Here is a 13258-nt window from a genome sequence, read left to right as displayed (position 1 = left end):
TCGCTCATCACCGCGCGGCTGGCGGGCGAGCAAGGGCGCGAAGTCTTTGCCATGCCCGGCTCGATCCACAACCCCCTGGCGCATGGCTGCCACCGCCTCATCCGCGAAGGCGCCAAGCTTGTCGAAACCGCGCAAGACGTGCTGGAAGAATTTGCCTGGGATGCGCGCCCCGCCGTGAAAACCACGACGGAAGACGCATCGCCCGCCACGGAAGCCCCGCCCGAATGCGACATCCTGCGCGCCCTCGGCTACGACATCCGCAGCTTCGACGATCTCAGCGCGCGCACCGGCTGGCCTGCCGACCGGCTGGGCGCACGCTTGCTCGAACTTGAGCTGGAGGGCCAGGTCGCGCGCCTGCCCGGCGGCCGCTTTCAGCGCATCGCCCGCGCCTGAAATCCGGTCACCTTCCGGGTGCTCATGAGAAAACGCCGGGCCGCCCCAAGTTTTCTCATCCCCCTCGGGGGGCCTGACGCGCAGCGGCAGGTCTGGGGGCGCTTCTGACCCGGCCTGATGCCGGGAGAAAACCGCGAAACGATCCGTCATCGCGTCATGCATAGAATGGCTTCATGTTCGATATTCTCATGTATCTCTACGAGTCCTATTGGCATCCGGAAGCCTGCCCCGAGTTTGGGCAGCTCACGCGCAAACTCAGCGCGGCCGGGTTCGAGAGCGACGAAATTCACGAAGCCATCGACTGGCTTCGCGGGCTCGACAGCGCCGTAGGCGGCCTCCAAACCCAGCACGAGCAGAGCGCACACGCCATCCGCCTTTACGCCCAGCAGGAGCTCGACTGCCTGGGGCTGGAAGCCATCGGTTACCTCAACTTTCTTGAGAGCGCCGGAGTGCTCAAGCCGCATCTGCGCGAACTCACCATCGAGCGCGCGCTGGCCACCGGCATGCAGCCGCTGCCGCTGGAGCATCTCAAAACCATCGTGCTGTTGATTTTCTGGCGTCTGGACGAAGAGCCGGATGCCCTGATCCTCGACGAGCTGTTCGTCGAAGCCGAAGACCGCGTGGTGCATTGAGCTAACTGCTGCCGCTCGGCTTCGGCCACGACTCGCCTAACCCCTCCCTGAAAGATTTCCGATGCCAGTTTCTCCCATCCGCATCAGCCTGGGCGCCGCCCTGCTGGCCAGTCTGGCCCTCGCCGGTTGCGGCGGCGGTTCGACCAACACCAACTATTCCGGCTCGATCGTCACGGGGCAGGTGCTCATGGGGGCGAACAGCCCGGTCAACGGCAACGGCACCGACAATGTCTGCGCCTACGCCATCGTCAACGGTCAGGGCAATCCGCTGACCACCACGGTTACGCCGTACACCAGCTATGGCACCGTGCTGGACTGCGTGCCTTCAGCGGCCGATGGCAGCTTCAGCATGAACCTCACCAGCTTCTACGGCCCGGTTCTGCTGCAGGTCGTGGGGGGTACTTATAGCTACAAAGGTGCTTCGCAGGCGCTCAACAGCCTGACCTCCACGGCACTCAATCTCGCCGCCAGCGCCAGTAACGCCGCGCTGGCGACGAACGCCAGCCTGCAAGCCATGGTGAACGTGGGCGGCGGCGGAACGGTCACGGCCAACATCACCCCGCTGACCACTTTTGCCGTGGCCCGTATCACGCCGAACAGTGGCCTGACGTTCGCCAACTACTCCGCCTCGCTGCAACACATCGCCGGGCAGTTCAGCCTGGGCGGCCTGGCCCTGGCCACGGCGGTTCCCACGACTGGAGATGCTTACGACAAAGCGCTGATCGGAGTGGATCAGTACCTGGCCACCATGACTCTCAACGGCGGCAACGCAGACGACCCCTACGGCGCCAATCTGCTCAACTGGACCAACCTCGGCGCCGCCACTACTCCGGCCACCGTTTCTGCCGACTACAGCACGGCCTACAACCAAGCCAACGGTACGACCGGGGTCAGCTTCAACTTCAACTGAATTTCTGTCGCGGCATAAAAAATCGCCGCCAGTGCACCCATGCCTTTTCGGCTCCGTGGCGAACGAGTTGCATGGGTTGGATACGCTCGCAAAGCTAATCGCGGACCGAGTGCATCGCGTGCACGCTGGGCTTCATCTCTACAATTCGACTCATCCACTATTGGAGATCCATCATGAATTTCAGCATCGAATGCGAGGAAGAGATTGATGGCCGCTGGATCGCTGAGATTCCGCAGCTTCCTGGCGTCTTGTGCTATGGCAAGACCGCTGACGAAGCCATGGCAAAGGCTGAAGTGCTCGCCCTTCGCACCATGGCCGAGCGCCTGGAGCAAAGCGAGTCACGCCCCGTCGCAATCCATATCTCTCTGCCTCTCGCCGCATGAGTCAATGGCCTTCCATCAAGGCCAAGCGGTTGCTTGCGGCGCTGTTTAGCCTTGGGTGGAAAGTCAAGCGGTAATCCGGTTCGCACCGCACTTTGTCCCGCGAAGGGTGGCCTGATGTTGTGTTCGCGTTTCACGACGGCGAAGAAATCGGCCCCCGAATGCTTGCGCGCATCGCCAAGCACACTGGCATCACTCCAGAAGACTTGTAGCGCTTCGGGCGTTTCCGCAGATGCCGAAATCATTCGATAGAAACTATCAATCACACAAAAAAGCCAGCTCACGCTGGCTTTTTTGTGGGCGCCTGATTTCAGACCACCGCGCCCGCGTTCGGGTCGTTGCGGTCGCTGGGCTTGTTGCCGCCTGGTTTGATCAGGTCTTCGCGCTTCACGCCGAACCACATCGCCAGCGCGGCGGCGACGAACACCGAGCTGTAAATACTCATCGAAATGCCGATGATCAGCGCCAGGGCGAAGTAATGCAGCGCCGGGCCGCCGAACAAGAACATGGAAAACGCCATCGCGAGCGTCGAGCCGTGGGTGATGACGGTGCGGCTGATGGTGTTGGTAATGGCGCTGTCGATCACCTGTACCGTGCTGTACTTGCGGTAGCGGCGGAAGTTTTCGCGCACCCGGTCGAAGATCACCACCGACTCGTTCACCGAATAGCCCAGCACCGCCAGCACCGCCGCCAGCACGGGCAGCGAGAATTCCCACTGGAACAGGGCGAAGAAGCCGAGAACGATGATCACGTCGTGCAGGTTGGCGAGAATGGCCGCCACCGAGAATTTCCACTCGAAGCGCACGGCCAGATAGGCGACGATGCCGAAGATCACCAGCGCAAGCGCCTTGAGGCCGTCTGTGGCGAGTTCGGAGCCCACCTGCGGGCCGACGAATTCGGTGCGGCGCTGCTGCGCCTGAGGGTCGGCGGCCAGCAGCCCGGCCATGACCCTGGTGCTCTGCTCGGAACTGGTCTCGCCCTTGTGCAGCGGCAGGCGAATGACCACGTCATTGGCGTTGCCGTAGGCCTGCACCTGCGCATCGGCGTAGCCGAGCTTGCTCAGCGTGGCGCGGATGCCGTCGATATTGGCCCCCTGGCTGTAGCCGACCTCCATCACCGTGCCGCCGGTGAATTCGATCGACAAATTGAGCCCGCGGGTGATGAGAAAAAACACCGCGGCGGCGAACAGCAGCACCGAGATGATGTTGAAGGTCAGCGCCGACCGCATGAACGGAATGTCGCGCTTGATACGGAAAAATTCCATGATGTGCCTTGAATCGGGAGTCTTTGGGCCGTCGGCGGATCAATGCACCTTGCGGCGCGGCTTGGTGGTGCGCGGCGCGGGTGCGTCCAGCGGCTTTCCGGCTTTCACGGCGTCACTCGCGGCGCTGGCGGGCAGGGCCGCGGCTGTCGCCTTGGCGGTTTCCGGCTTCCACACTTGGCCGATGGAGATGCTGTGCAGACGACGCTTGCGGCCATACCAGAGGTTGATGATGCCGCGCGAGAAAAACACCGCTGAGAACATCGAGGTGAGAATGCCCAGCACGTGCACCACGGCAAACCCGCGCACCGCGCCGGAGCCGAAGATGAGCAGCGCGACACCCGCGATCAAGGTGGTGACGTTGGAGTCGAAAATCGTGGCCCAGGCGCGCTCATAACCGTGGAAGATGGCATTTTGCGGACTGGCGCCATTGCGGAGTTCCTCGCGCACGCGCTCATTGATGAGCACGTTGGAGTCGATGGCCATGCCCAGCGCCAGCGCCATGGCGGCGATGCCGGGCAGGGTGAGCGTGGCCTGCAGCATGGAGAGCACCGCCACCAGCAGCAGCAGATTGACGGCCAGACCGATGGACGACACCACGCCGAAGAACATGTAGTAGATCGACATGAAGATGACGATGGCGACGAAGCCCCAGGTCACCGAGTGGAAGCCCTGGCTGATGTTCTGCTGGCCCAGGCTGGGGCCGACGGTGCGCTCTTCGATGATGCTCATCGGCGCCGCTAGGGCGCCGGCGCGCAGCAGCAGCGCGGTGTCATTGGCTTCCTGCACGGTCATGTGGCCGGAAATCTGCACACGGCCCCCGGCGATCTCGCTGCGGATCACCGGGGCGGTGATGATTTCGCCGCGGCCGCGGTCGAACAAAATCATGGCGGTGCGCTTGCCCACATTCTCTCGCGTGACTTCCTGGAAGATGCGCGAGCCCTTGGAGTCGAGGGTGAGGAACACCGCAGGCTCGTTGGTCTGCTGGTCGAAGCCGGGCTGGGCGTCGGTGAGGTTGTCGCCGGTCAGCAGCACGTCGCGCTTGACCGCGAGCTTGCCGCCATCACGGTCGGGAAAGATCTGGTCGCCGGCGGGCAGCGGGCCTTGCCCGGCCACCGCGGCCTGTGCGGCGGCGCTGTCATCGACCATGCGCACTTCGAGCGAGGCGGTACGACCGAGAATGTCCTTGGCACGCGCCACGTCCTGAATGCCGGGCAGTTCGACCACCACGCGGTCGCGGCCCTGTTGCTGGATGATGGGCTCGGCCACGCCCAGCTCGTTGATGCGGTTGTGCAGGGTCTGGATGTTCTGCTTGATGGCGTAGTCTTCTTCCTGCGACACGGCGGCAGGCGTCAGACTGGCGCTGAGGCTGTTAGGGCCTGCGGGCGCTTGCGGGGCCAGCTGCAGATCGGGATGCTGGCGGGAGATGAGTTCCTTGGCCGCATTCAGCGCGCTGGCGTCGACAAAATCGCCCTGAAGGGTGTCGCCCACGCGTTCAAGCTTGGTATAGCGCGCGTCTTTGTCGCGCAGATCGCGGCGCAGTTCGCCGGAAATCGAGTCGAGCTTTTTGTGCACGGCCGCCTGCATGTCCACCTGCAGCAGGAAGTGCACGCCCCCGCGCAGATCGAGGCCGAGGTACATGGGATTGGCGTTGAGCGCCGTCAGCCACGCGGGCGAACGCGACAGCAGATTGACCGCGACCACATACTGCGGATCGTCCACATTGGGGTTGAGCGCCTTGGCCAGCACATCGCGCGCCTTGATCTGCACGCTGGTGTCGCTGAAACGGTAGTTGACCGTGGCGCCGTTGAAGTCGGCCGAATCGGGCTTGAGGTTGGCAGCGCCCAGAATCTGCTCGCCTTTGAGCAGCAAGGCGTTGTCGACCTTGCCGCCGTTGGTGCTTGAAATCTGCACTGAGGGCGATTCACCGTACAGATTGGGCAGCGCATACACCACGCCAACCACCAGGACGACGACCATGATGAGATATTTCCACCAGGGATAGCGATTCATGACAACAACCTCGATTCACCCGCCGATGCGGCGCGGGTTCAAATAAAAAACCCGCACAAGCCGGGCCTGCACGGTTGGGCCCGCGACGACGCGGGCCGGTAGGAACGCATGGGCGCGCTCAGACGCCGCTCTTGATCGTGCCCTTGGGCAGCACCATGGTCACCGCGCTGCGCTGCACCTGCACCTCGGTGTTGGCCGTGATTTCCAGGCCGATATAGGTTTCGCTCACCTTGGTGATTTTGCCCACGACCCCGCCCGAAGTCACGACCTCGTCGCCCTTGGCCAGCGCGGCCAGCATGGCACGCATTTCCTTTTGCTTCTTCATCTGCGGACGCAGCATGACAAAGTACAGGATGACGAACATCACGATGATGGGCAACAGGCTCATCAGGGTGGAGCCTGCACTGGGTGCGGGGGCGGGGGCTTGCGCGTGGGCGACGGAAATAAGGTTCATGGGGAAGATGGAACGGTGGATTTCATCGGCATCCTGGCTCGTGGCCAGGGTCGGTCAACCGCGTATTGTCGCAAAGCTGAGGGCGGGTGCCGCAAATTTCTTCAAATCCCTCAGGCGGGGTCCGCCCCTTGTCGCACAAAGACCATAAGATGTCCGCTTTCATTTGAGGGCCCTGCACCATGAAACGTCTGCGCATTGGCATCGTTGGCGGCACCGGCTACACCGGGGTGGAACTCTTGCGGCTGCTGGCACGCCACCCCCAGGCCGAGCTGGCCGCCATCACCTCGCGCAAGGAAGCGGGCACCCCGGTGGCCGACATGTTCCCCAGCCTGCGCGGGCACGTCGATCTTGCCTTCACCACCCCTGACGACGCGCCGTTGCTCACCTGCGACATCGTCTTTTTCGCCACGCCGCATGGCGTGGCCATGGCCCAGGCCCGTCGGCTGCTCGATGCCGGTGTGCGCCTTATCGATCTGGCCGCCGACTTCCGTCTGCAAAACCTGACCGAGTTCACCCAGTGGTACGGCATGGAGCACGCCTGCCCCGATCTGCTGCAAGAAGCGGTTTACGGCCTGCCGGAACTGCACCGCGAGGCCATTGCCAAGGCCCGTATCGTCGCCAATCCCGGCTGCTACCCCACCACGGTGCAACTGGGCTTTGCTCCCCTGCTGCGCACCCCCGGCCTCGTGGAGGCCGCCCACCTCATGGCCAACTGCGCCTCGGGGGTTTCGGGCGCAGGCCGCAAGGCGGAGATCGGCCTGCTGTTCAGCGAAGCCTCGGACAATTTCAAGGCCTACGGCGTCAAAGGGCACCGGCATGGGCCTGAAATCAACGAACAACTGCGCCGCATCGCGGGCGCGGCTCCCGGCAGCAGCGCGGTCGACTGCCTGTTCGTGCCGCATCTCACCCCCATGATTCGTGGCATGCATGCCACCTTGTCAGCCCGCCTCACGCCCGCCGGGCAGGCTCTCGACCTGCAAGAGTTGTACGCCACGTTCTATGCGAATGAGCCTTTCGTCGATGTGCTGCCCCCGGGCAGCACGCCTGAAACCCGCTCGGTGCGCGGCGCCAATACCCTGCGGCTCGCGGTACACAAACCGCGCCCCGACATGGCCCTGATCCTGGTCGTTCAGGACAACCTCACCAAAGGCGCCTCGGGCCAGGCGGTGCAGAACATGAATGTGATGTTCGGCCTGCCCGAAAACATGGGCCTGGACGGGCTGGCAGTATTGCCCTGATTTTTGCCGTAAATCCGCAGGCGGGAACAAGGTCTTGCGCGGCACTAAAATTGCGTCAACCTAAAGGAGTACCCCATGAGCGCCATGCTTGATACCGCCACCACCGCCGAAATGGCCGCCCCGCCCGCCCCCCTGCTGTTCACCGACAGCGCGGCGGCCAAGGTCAAAGAATTGATCGACGAGGAAGGCAACAATGACCTGAAGCTGCGCGTGTTCGTGCAGGGCGGCGGTTGCTCCGGTTTTCAATACGGCTTCACGTTCGACGAAGCGGTGAACGAAGACGACACGCAGATGGTGAAAAACGGCGTAACCCTGCTGATCGACGCCATGAGCCTGCAATATCTGGCGGGCGCCGAGATCGACTACAAGGACGGCCTCGAAGGCGCCCAGTTCGTCATTAAGAACCCGAACGCCACCACGACCTGCGGCTGTGGCTCGTCGTTTTCGGTTTGAGCGAACACCGTCTGCTGGCTTAAAAACGCCCTGAAACCGCCTTTGAAGGCGGTTTTTTTGGTTTCAAGCCGGATAGACCGCCCCGAGCACCCGTGAGCCAGCGGCCCCGGTGACTGCGGGCAGGTTGCCCGGCAGCCCCAACAAGGTTTGCTGCGCCAGCCAGGCGAAGGCGGCGGCTTCAACCTGTTCGGCGGGTATGCCGCTGTCGCCGCTCGGGCGGCAGGTCACGCCTGGAAGCGCCTGCTGTAGGCGGCTTAGCAGGTCGGCGTTGCGCGCGCCGCCGCCGCAGATCACCAGCTCGCAGACGGCGGGCATGGCGCGCCGCAACGCCTCGGCCACGCTGTGCGCGGTCAATGCCGCCAGCGTGGCCTGCACATCCTGGGGCGAAGCTTGGGCCGCATGAGCCGACAGATGGCGCTCAAGCCAGGCCGGATGAAAGTCGTCGCGACCGGTGCTTTTTGGGGCGGCGCGCGAGAAGTAGGGATCGGCCAGACATTGCGCGAGCAAATCCGCCCGCACCGCGCCGCCCGCCCCCCAGGCGCCTTGGGCGTCGTAAGGCTGCCCGAGATGGCGCTGCGACCAGAAATCGAGCAGGGCGTTGCCGGGGCCGGTGTCGAAACCGAGGGTGCGGCCATCGGCAAACAGCAGGCTGAGATTGGCAAATCCGCCAAGATTGAGTACGGCGATATCGGCGCCCGCCACCGCGAATACGGCGCGATGAAACGCCGGCACCAGCGGCGCGCCCTGGCCGCCGGCCGCCACATCGCGGCTACGGAAGTCGGCCACCACGGCGATGCCGCAACGCTCGGCGAGCAAGGCCGGCGCATTGATCTGCACGGTGTAGCCGAGGTCGGGACGATGACGCACGGTCTGCCCATGCGCCCCGATGGCGCGAACCGATGCAGCGCTCACACCGCTGTCGCGCAGCAGGGTGGCGACGACTTCGGCGTAGAGGTCGGCGAGTTGCTGCGCGGCGAGGGCGCTGCGGTGGAGTTCGTCGAATCCCGCGGTGTTGAGGGCGAGAAATTCAGCGCGCAACCCCCCGGGAAACGCCCGCGCCGCATGGGCCAGCACCCGAGGCGGCGCGCCGGGCGCAGATTCAAGCAGCACGCCGTCGACCCCGTCGAGCGAGGTGCCCGACATGAGCCCGATGAACAAGCCCGGTTCAGTCGGCACGCGCCAGCCGCACGGCGTCGTCACTGCCGGCCGCCTGGGCGAGTTGGGTGCGCATCACGGCGGTAGCGGCGAAGAACGAGGCTTTTTCGCCCGGCGGCAAAGGTTTGCCCTGCGGCACATAGCTGGCCATGCGCAGCGGATCGATCAGTCGCCCCGCGGCATGAAATTCGAAATGCAGATGCGGCCCGGTGGAGGTGCCGGTATTGCCGGTCTTGCCGATGTTCTGGCCTTCGCTCACGGTCTGGCCCGGCTTGACGGCGATGCTGCTCAAGTGGGCGTAGACCGTCTCGAAACCGCCGGGATGCGCGATTTTGATCACATTGCCATAGCCGCTCTGCATCCCGGCAAACTTCACCCGGCCTTCGGCGACGCTGGGCACCGGAGTGCCGCTGGGCGCGGCGAAATCGACGCCCTCATGCATTTCGCGCCGCCCCTTCACCGGATGCACGCGCATGCCGAAGGGCGACGTCACCTTGGCACCCGGCAGTGGCGAAGAAGCCCAGGCTTTTTCCATCCCCTGGCCGGCAGGGGTGTAGTAGCCACCGGCGGCATCACCGTGCGCGGCGAACCACACCGCTTGACGCACCACGCCACGGCTGCGCACTTCCGCCGCCAGCAGACGGCCCGGGCGCAGCTCGCGGCCGTCGAGCGTCTGCATCTCGTACACCAGCGCCACCTGATCGCCCTTGCGCAGGCTGCGGCGCAAGTCGATCTGTGGAGCGAACACCTTGACCAGTTGCGCACCGACCGGCGAAGGTACGCCGGACTGGCTCAGCGCGGTCGTCAAAGCGCCGCGCACCGAAACATTGGTCAGACGCGTGCGGGGTTCGAGCTTGCGTTCGGTGGTCGATACCTGCAATGCGCCGTCTGCGCCGGGCTGCACCGTGAGTTCGCGCCAAACCGGGGCGGCCAGCGGATCGGTTCCCGCAGGCATGGGAAGCACGGCGGCAAGCTGCAGCAATTCGCCCTGTGCATTCACCTGCGCCCGCACGGGTTCGGGCCCGCCACCTGCGGCGAGCAGCGCGCGGAAACTCGCATTCTTTCCGAGTTGCGCGATGGCGGCAGGATCGGTCACGCCGAGACGTTTGAGCAATTGCTGCACGGTGTCCCGATGCCGCACCGAGGTGCTGCTGGCATAACGCAGATCGGCCGTAGCAAGCGCTTCGGTCTGTCCCTGCACGTCGTTGTCGAGCACGGTAGCGAGGGTGGTGCGCGGCGGCAGTTGCGGCTGCGCCTCGACCAGGGCATAAGCCCCGGCGCTGCTCAGCAGCAGGGCGCCGCCCACGCTGGCGGCCAGACGACGCGGATGCGCACGCAGCACCCGCGCCACCTCGGCCGAACGTTGCGACACCCACAGCGCCGCATCTTGAGCGCGGAGCGGCTTAGCCATGCTGCGGCTCCTTGGCGGCATGCGCAGCGGCATCGACCACCAGGCTGCCGCCATCGATGACGGCGAGCAGATGGCGCGGTTCAGCTGTCTGCGCCAGAAATTCCGGCTTGAGCGCAGCCGGAACCGCCGTGCCCTTGGGCGAATAGTGCGCAATGTTCAAAGGGTTGACCGGCGTGCCGTGCACGAAGAACTGGAAATACACATGCGGCCCGGTGGACCAGCCGGTATTGCCCGACAGCGCCACCACCTCGCCTTGCTTGACCGGCTCGCCCACATGCACCTTGAACGCGCTCAGATGCGCATAAATGGTGGCAAAACCGCCGGGATGATCGACCTTGACATATTTGCCGTAGCCCGTGCCCCAGCCCGCATACACCACGCGGCCGTCGGCAATGGTCTTGACCGGCGTGCCCACGGGAATGGCCAGATCAATGCCCTTGTGGAATTCATGGAAGTGCATCACCGGATTTTCGCGCCAGCCCCAACCCGAAGTGATGCGGTCGTAGGGCAGGGGTGACAGCAGGAAGGCGCGGCTCAGGCTGTCGCCATTAGGCGCGTAATAGCCCGAAACTTTGGCAACCCCCTTGGCATCGCCCTTGGCGTCGAACCACACGGCTTTGTAATCGTGGCCCTGGTTGACGAATTCCGCCGACACCAGGCGGCCATCAGCCAGCGTCTGGCCCTGCGCCTGATAGACGCGGTACACCACATTGAAACGGTCGCCCGGACGCAGATTGCGGCGGAAGTTGATCTGGGTGTCGAACACGTCGATCAGTTGCGAGGCCACATTGCGCGGCATCCCGGCCTCGTCGGCCGCGGCGAAAAAGGTGGATTTCACCGTGCCGCTGGCCACACGCAAGACCGGCTGAACGAGGCGCGACTGCGTCTGCACGTCCCAGCCTGTTGGCGTGGCCTTGACCGTCAACTCGCGCAACTGGCGCGCCTTCTCGGCACCCTCGGCCACCGGCTTGAGCCCGGGCAAACGGCCGTGCAGCGACTGCAATTCGCCCAGATTGCTCACCTGGGCCGCCACCACGCGGCCGGGGTCTCCGGTAACCAGAGCCCGCAAATCGGCTTGCGCGCTGAGCTGGCGCAACTGCTGCGGATCGGTCACCTGCAGGCGGCGCAACAACGATTCGACGGTGTCACTCGCCCGCACATGCGCCGTGGTGTAGACCACCTGATCGACATTCGAGAGCTGCTCGGCCTGCTGCGGCGCGGTGCTCGCCACCGCCACGCTCACCCAGGTGGGGGCAGGCGGATGCGCCTGCGGCCCTTCGTAAGCCAGGGCAAACGCGGCGGCGCTGGTCAGCAGCAAACCACTTCCCACCCCCGCCAAAACCCGTTTGTGATGCTGATGCAACCAACCGGCCAGACCCTGCGCGCCTTGCGCCGCAGACTGCTTGAATTCGACAAAAGACATTCTCACCCCTCACAGATCGAGACTCGGCGAAACTCAGGCGCGCGCCAAACTCGGCTTGCGCGCGGGGTTCCCGACTGGGGAAACTGGCGCCAGCGACAACGGGCGGCGAGGCGCGGCAAGCGCCTTCGAGCAGCCCTGGGCGTAGCTAGAACCCCAGCGGCTGCGCGCCGGGCTCCAGCAATCACGCTGTGGCACCGAATACACTGCACCCTTTGCCATAGGCCGGGTGCAGCACGGACAAAGGCGCGAGTCTAACAGCCCATTTGGGCCATTTGCACTCTTTTCGATTATCCCCATGACGGACTCAAACTCCCCCGCAGAACTTCCCGACGACGTGCGCCGGGCACTCGACATCACCAAGCGCGGCTGCGCCGAACTGCTGGTGGAGGCCGACTGGATCGCCAAACTGACCCGCAGCGCCCAAACCGGCCAGCCCCTGCGCATCAAACTCGGCCTCGACCCCACAGCGCCCGACATTCATATCGGCCACACCGTGGTGCTCAATAAGCTCAGGCAGTTGCAAGATCTGGGCCACACGGTCATTTTTCTCATCGGCGACTTCACCTCGCGCATCGGCGACCCTTCCGGACGCAACGCCACCCGCCCGCCTCTGACCCTTGAGCAGATCAAGACCAACGCCGAGACCTATTACGCCCAGGCCAGCCTGGTGCTCGATCCGCAAAAGACCGAGATTCGCTACAACTCCGAGTGGAGCGAGCCGCTGGGCGCCGACGGCATGATTCGCCTGGCCGCCAAATACACCCTGGCCCGCCTGCTGGAGCGCGACGACTTCACCAAGCGGTTCAAGGAAGGCGTGCCCATCGCCATGCACGAACTGCTTTACCCGCTGATGCAGGGTTACGACTCGGTGGCGCTCAAGAGCGACCTCGAACTCGGCGGCACCGACCAGAAGTTCAACCTGCTGGTGGGGCGCGAACTGCAGCGCGAATACGGCCAGGAGCCGCAGTGCATTCTCACCATGCCGCTGCTCGAAGGGCTGGACGGCGTGGAGAAAATGTCCAAGTCCAAGGGCAATTACATCGGCATCCAGGAAGCGCCGGCGACCATGTTCGCCAAGCTGCTCTCCATCAGCGACGTGCTGATGTGGCGCTATTTCGAGCTGCTATCTTTCCGCCCGATGAGCGAGATCGCCGCGCTCCGGGCCGAGGTCGAAGCCGGACGCAACCCGAAAGACGCCAAGGTGATGCTGGCGCGCGAACTCGTCACCCGCTTCCACAGCGCGGCCGCGGCCGACGCGGCGCAAGCCGACTTCGCCCTGCGCGCCAGCGGCGGCATCCCCGACGACATTCCCGAAGTGCGCCTGGCCCTGCCCGAAGGCGGACTGGCCCTGCCGCAGGCGCTCAAGCAGGCCGGGCTGGTGCCCTCCACCGCCGAAGGCGTGCGCATGATCGAACAGCGCGGCGTGCGCATCGACGGCACGGTGGCCGAAGACCGCGCCCTCAAACTCGGCACGGGCACCGTGGTGTTGCAGGTCGGCAAACGCAAGTTTGCGCGGGTGATGCTGGGCTGAACGC

At 64.6% G+C, this 13258-nt stretch carries 13 protein-coding genes and 1 pseudogene; 8 read left to right on the top strand and 6 right to left on the bottom strand.

Annotated features, from left to right (window positions below):
* The 5 genes and pseudogenes from AC2VLV_RS01380 to AC2VLV_RS01360 all read left to right on the top strand — a co-directional run.
* Positions 1 to 393: DprA-like winged helix domain-containing protein (locus AC2VLV_RS01380; RefSeq protein ID WP_486988299.1), on the top strand; the 393-nt coding region annotated here is incomplete at its 5' end.
* A gap of 173 nt (positions 394 to 566) precedes the next feature.
* Entirely contained in the window at positions 567 to 1025 is a 459-nt protein-coding gene (locus AC2VLV_RS01375) for a Smg family protein (protein WP_486988298.1), read from the top strand.
* A gap of 61 nt (positions 1026 to 1086) precedes the next feature.
* A complete protein-coding gene (locus tag AC2VLV_RS01370; protein WP_486988297.1) occupies positions 1087 to 1935 on the top strand; it encodes a hypothetical protein in 849 nt (282 codons plus the stop codon).
* Between the two features lie 173 nt (positions 1936 to 2108).
* Positions 2109 to 2318: a type II toxin-antitoxin system HicB family antitoxin gene (locus tag AC2VLV_RS01365; protein WP_486988296.1), complete on the top strand. Its 210-nt coding sequence runs from the start codon at positions 2109 to 2111 to the stop codon at positions 2316 to 2318.
* Between the two features lie 86 nt (positions 2319 to 2404).
* Positions 2405 to 2527 (top strand): annotated as a pseudogene (locus tag AC2VLV_RS01360) (type II toxin-antitoxin system HicA family toxin); the annotation flags it as partial.
* A gap of 98 nt (positions 2528 to 2625) precedes the next feature.
* On the opposite strand, the gene secF reads toward AC2VLV_RS01360, so the two are convergent.
* The 3 genes from secF to yajC form a co-directional block, all read right to left on the bottom strand.
* The gene (secF, locus tag AC2VLV_RS01355) at positions 2626 to 3579 is read right to left on the bottom strand and encodes a protein translocase subunit SecF (protein ID WP_486988295.1); all 954 of its coding nucleotides are present in this window, start codon (positions 3577 to 3579) and stop codon (positions 2626 to 2628) included.
* 39 nt (positions 3580 to 3618) lie between these two features.
* On the bottom strand, positions 3619 to 5589 hold the full coding sequence (gene secD / locus AC2VLV_RS01350) for a protein translocase subunit SecD (RefSeq protein ID WP_486988294.1): 1971 nt from the start codon (positions 5587 to 5589) through the stop codon (positions 3619 to 3621).
* 118 nt (positions 5590 to 5707) lie between these two features.
* Positions 5708 to 6043, bottom strand: coding sequence for a preprotein translocase subunit YajC (yajC, locus tag AC2VLV_RS01345; protein ID WP_486988293.1), 336 nt, complete (start codon positions 6041 to 6043; stop codon positions 5708 to 5710).
* 179 nt (positions 6044 to 6222) lie between these two features.
* Here yajC and argC point away from each other — a divergent pair, with 179 nt between their 5' ends.
* Together argC and erpA are read left to right on the top strand one after the other, a co-directional pair.
* Positions 6223 to 7281 (top strand): N-acetyl-gamma-glutamyl-phosphate reductase, encoded by a 1059-nt coding sequence (argC, locus tag AC2VLV_RS01340; RefSeq protein WP_486988292.1) that lies wholly within the window; start codon positions 6223 to 6225, stop codon positions 7279 to 7281.
* A 75-nt stretch (positions 7282 to 7356) separates the two neighbouring features.
* Positions 7357 to 7734 (top strand): iron-sulfur cluster insertion protein ErpA, encoded by a 378-nt coding sequence (gene erpA, locus AC2VLV_RS01335; RefSeq protein WP_486988291.1) that lies wholly within the window; start codon positions 7357 to 7359, stop codon positions 7732 to 7734.
* A gap of 63 nt (positions 7735 to 7797) precedes the next feature.
* Here the strand turns inward: erpA and AC2VLV_RS01330 are convergent, their stop codons facing one another.
* Genes AC2VLV_RS01330 through AC2VLV_RS01320 form a run of 3 tightly spaced genes read right to left on the bottom strand, consistent with a single transcriptional unit; the run spans position 7798 to position 11723 of the window.
* The gene (locus tag AC2VLV_RS01330) at positions 7798 to 8910 is read right to left on the bottom strand and encodes an anhydro-N-acetylmuramic acid kinase (RefSeq protein WP_486988300.1); all 1113 of its coding nucleotides are present in this window, start codon (positions 8908 to 8910) and stop codon (positions 7798 to 7800) included.
* Positions 8900 to 10300: a peptidoglycan DD-metalloendopeptidase family protein gene (locus AC2VLV_RS01325; protein ID WP_486988290.1), complete on the bottom strand. Its 1401-nt coding sequence runs from the start codon at positions 10298 to 10300 to the stop codon at positions 8900 to 8902. The genes AC2VLV_RS01330 and AC2VLV_RS01325 overlap by 11 nt, the downstream gene beginning before the upstream one ends.
* A complete protein-coding gene (locus tag AC2VLV_RS01320; RefSeq protein WP_486988289.1) occupies positions 10293 to 11723 on the bottom strand; it encodes a peptidoglycan DD-metalloendopeptidase family protein in 1431 nt (476 codons plus the stop codon). The genes AC2VLV_RS01325 and AC2VLV_RS01320 overlap by 8 nt, the downstream gene beginning before the upstream one ends.
* 295 nt (positions 11724 to 12018) lie before the next feature.
* Here AC2VLV_RS01320 and tyrS point away from each other — a divergent pair, with 295 nt between their 5' ends.
* On the top strand, positions 12019 to 13254 hold the full coding sequence (gene tyrS, locus AC2VLV_RS01315; protein ID WP_486988288.1) for a tyrosine--tRNA ligase: 1236 nt from the start codon (positions 12019 to 12021) through the stop codon (positions 13252 to 13254).
* Positions 13255 to 13258: the final 4 nt, after the last annotated feature.

This window comes from Thiomonas sp. TH-17 (assembly GCF_057473305.1).
This window is presented reverse-complemented; position numbering and strand designations above follow the sequence as displayed.

Excerpts from the sequence above, each read along its gene's own strand:
- AC2VLV_RS01320 (WP_486988289.1), bottom strand. The coding sequence starts at position 11,723 with ATGTCTTTTGTCGAATTCAAGCAGTCTGCGGCGCAAGGCGCGCAGGGT.
- argC (WP_486988292.1), top strand. The coding sequence starts at position 6,223 with ATGAAACGTCTGCGCATTGGCATCGTTGGCGGCACCGGCTACACCGGG.
- AC2VLV_RS01365 (WP_486988296.1), top strand. The coding sequence starts at position 2,109 with ATGAATTTCAGCATCGAATGCGAGGAAGAGATTGATGGCCGCTGGATC.
- secF (WP_486988295.1), bottom strand. The coding sequence starts at position 3,579 with ATGGAATTTTTCCGTATCAAGCGCGACATTCCGTTCATGCGGTCGGCG.
- AC2VLV_RS01370 (WP_486988297.1), top strand. The coding sequence starts at position 1,087 with ATGCCAGTTTCTCCCATCCGCATCAGCCTGGGCGCCGCCCTGCTGGCC.
- yajC (WP_486988293.1), bottom strand. The coding sequence starts at position 6,043 with ATGAACCTTATTTCCGTCGCCCACGCGCAAGCCCCCGCCCCCGCACCC.
- AC2VLV_RS01375 (WP_486988298.1), top strand. The coding sequence starts at position 567 with ATGTTCGATATTCTCATGTATCTCTACGAGTCCTATTGGCATCCGGAA.
- AC2VLV_RS01325 (WP_486988290.1), bottom strand. The coding sequence starts at position 10,300 with ATGGCTAAGCCGCTCCGCGCTCAAGATGCGGCGCTGTGGGTGTCGCAA.
- erpA (WP_486988291.1), top strand. The coding sequence starts at position 7,357 with ATGAGCGCCATGCTTGATACCGCCACCACCGCCGAAATGGCCGCCCCG.
- secD (WP_486988294.1), bottom strand. The coding sequence starts at position 5,589 with ATGAATCGCTATCCCTGGTGGAAATATCTCATCATGGTCGTCGTCCTG.
- tyrS (WP_486988288.1), top strand. The coding sequence starts at position 12,019 with ATGACGGACTCAAACTCCCCCGCAGAACTTCCCGACGACGTGCGCCGG.